At 70.4% G+C, this 2,625-nt stretch carries 3 protein-coding genes and 1 pseudogene; 3 read left to right on the top strand and 1 reads right to left on the bottom strand.

From position 1 onward, the window contains the following. From WBL05_RS09435 to WBL05_RS09425, 3 genes are all read left to right on the top strand, one after another. On the top strand, positions 1–670 hold a 670-nt coding region (locus tag WBL05_RS09435; protein ID WP_424225447.1), incomplete at its 5' end, for an ATP-binding cassette domain-containing protein. Continuing rightward, positions 657–1,490, top strand: a complete 834-nt coding sequence (locus WBL05_RS09430) for an ABC transporter permease subunit (protein WP_424225446.1) — start codon at positions 657–659, stop codon at positions 1,488–1,490. The genes WBL05_RS09435 and WBL05_RS09430, both read left to right, overlap by 14 nt. A 37-nt stretch (positions 1,491–1,527) precedes the next feature. After that, on the top strand, positions 1,528–2,061 hold the full coding sequence (locus tag WBL05_RS09425) for a hypothetical protein (RefSeq protein WP_424225445.1): 534 nt from the start codon (positions 1,528–1,530) through the stop codon (positions 2,059–2,061). A gap of 1 nt (position 2,062) precedes the next feature. On the opposite strand, the pseudogene WBL05_RS09420 reads toward WBL05_RS09425, so the two are convergent. Continuing rightward, positions 2,063–2,625 (bottom strand): annotated as a pseudogene (locus WBL05_RS09420) (hypothetical protein); the annotation flags it as partial.

Raw genomic sequence — 2,625 nt, 5'->3', positions numbered from 1 at the left:
GTTCCACCCCTACCTGTCGGGGCAGGCGAACCTGGCGCGCATCGACAGCGCCGACCGGCACGCCAACCCACGGACCACCGGGGCCCGGGTGGCGGCGGCGCTTGAGCGTGTCGGCCTGTCGGCCGCCGCCCGCAAGCGCTATCGCGCCTACTCACTCGGCATGAAGCAGCGGCTGGCGATCGCCGCCTGCCTGCTGCAGCCCCGCGAACTGCTCATCCTCGACGAGCCGACCAACGGGCTGGACCCACAGGGCACCCGGGAGGTGCGGCACCTGGTCGCGTCGCTGGCCGGCGGTGGCACCACGGTGCTGGTGAGCAGCCACCTGCTGGCCGAGGTGGAGCAGATCTGCTCGCACGTCGGGGTGATGAACAAGGGTCGCCTGGTCGCACAGGACAGCCTGGCCAACCTCCGCCAGGCCTCGACCACCACCATCGACCTTTGGACGCCGGACCAGGCCGACGCGCAGACGGTGATCGACCGGCTCGGCATCGCCGAGGTGCTGGCCACAGACCGGGGTGTCCGGTTTGAACCCCGCCAGGTGCCGGCCGAGCGCATCGTCAGCGAACTCGTCGCCGCCGGCGTCCGGGTGCAGGCGTTCAACGTCGTCAAGCCGACGCTGGAGGACCTCTTCGTCTCTTTGACCGGAGAGGGCTTCGATGTCAGCGGCTGACCGGGGCCGTACTGGCGCCGGCTTCGGGCGGTTCCTGGCGTCGGAGCTGCGGCTGCTGTTCGGACGACGCCGCAACCAGATGGGGCTGTTGGTGCTCGCGGCGGTGCCGGTGGTGATGGCCATCGCGCTCCGGATGTCGACGCGCGGTGGCGGACCGATGGGTGGGCTGCTGTCCGGCAATGGGCTGATCGTCGCGGTGATGGCGTTGGTGGCCGAGGCGCCGTTCTTCCTGCCGCTGGCGATCTCGATGCTGGCTGGTGACTCGGTGGCCGGCGAGGCCAACCAGGGCACCCTTCGCTACCTGCTCACCGTGCCGGCCGGCCGCGCCCGGCTGCTGGCGGTCAAGTACTGCTCACTGGTCGTCGGCGCCTTGGCCGGAGCGGGAGTGGTGGGCGGTGTCGGGGTGCTGGCCGGTGTCGCGCTGCTGGGCGGCGGGCCGTCCTGGACCATGTCGGGAACCCAGATCAGCTTCGCCGGCGCCCTGGGCCGGATCGCGTTGATGTACCTGTACTACGCGGCGTTGCTGTCGGCGCTGGCCGCGGTGGGCCTGCTGGTCTCCACCCTCACCGACCAGCCGCTGGCCGCCACCGTCGCGATCATGATCATCAACATCCTGGGCTGGATCGCGCTGGCGGTCGAACAACTGGCATGGCTGCACCCGTGGCTGCTGTCGCAGTGGATGCTGTCGTTCACCGACCTGCTCAGCGACCCGATGATGACCGGCAACGTCACCCAAGGCCTGCAACTGGCCGGCGGCTACGTGGTCGTCTTCAGCCTCGCGGCCTGGGCACGATTCACCCACAAGGACATCACCAGTTGATTTCACCCCCCGCCGGGCGATGGCTACATTGTGCAGCGTGAAACTCGACCCGCGTCCGATGCTGGCGGCCGCCCTCGCGGTCGGGCTGGCGACCGTTGGCTGCTCCGGGGCGGACCAGACCGTCGAGCAGCCGGCGCCGGCCAGCACTCAGCCGGCCGCGCCGCCCGCCGACTACACCGGGCCGGACGAGTTCACGTTGCGTGAGCAATACCTGCCCGCGCTGCGCGCCCAGCAGGCGGCGGCCGAGGCCGGCCTGGTGGAGGTGGCGTGGCTGGGTGAACCCGACCTCGGCTACCGGCAGTCGATGAACGACTCGGTGGTGGCGTCCATGTACGTGATCGGCACCACCCAGGCCGACGCGCAACGCTCCGATGCCTGGCTGCAACAGGCAAACGAGCAACTGGCCGCCCACGGCTTCGACCCGGTCGCCGAGCTGACCGAGGACGCCGGCGGGGGACTGCTGGTCATCTCGCCGAGCACGGACGGGGCTGCCTGCTTCACCGGACGTTGGGGCCAGGGCAGCGTGGCACTGACCATCGAGGTCGGCGCCACCGACGTCCAGTGCGAGTGAGTCAGCCGTCCGGGAACGGCCAGCCGTCGACCATCGGGGACGGCTGAGGCTCACCCCGGAAGTACTCGCTGCCCATCCATACCTCGAACGCCTCCGGCGGCACCGATAGCATCCACTGGATGTCTGACTGGCTGCCGTGCGCCGCCAGCGCCGCCCGCTTGCGATCCAGCACGCTGCGAACGTCCACCCGCCAACCCAGGTCGGACTCCGGCATGCCCAGCGGCCGGCCGTCGTCGCCCAGCATCTCCTCGGCGCCAAGGTTGATGCCGAGCGCGGCCGCCCGGGCAGCCATCCGACCCAGGTCGTCCCGGTTCATGGTCTGCTCCAACACTCTCGGCCGCCGGCGCGCCAGGTCTGCGGCCCGGTAGGCGACCTGGTGGGCCTTGATGTGGTCGGGGTGACCGTAGTTGCCGTGCCAGTCGTAGGTGACCAGCACATCGGCGTCCTCGGCGTCGAGCAGGTCGGCCAACCGCCGCCCCGTGGAGTCGAGGTCGGCCTGCACGAAGCTCAGCGGATCGTCGTTCTGCTGCCAACCGGTCATCCCCGAGTCGTGGTAGCCGAGCC

This window comes from Brooklawnia sp. (genome assembly GCF_049651565.1).
Lineage (GTDB): Bacteria > Actinomycetota > Actinomycetes > Propionibacteriales > Propionibacteriaceae > Brooklawnia.
The sequence above is the reverse complement of the archived record's forward strand: the minus strand, read 5'-3'. Positions and strand labels throughout refer to the sequence as shown.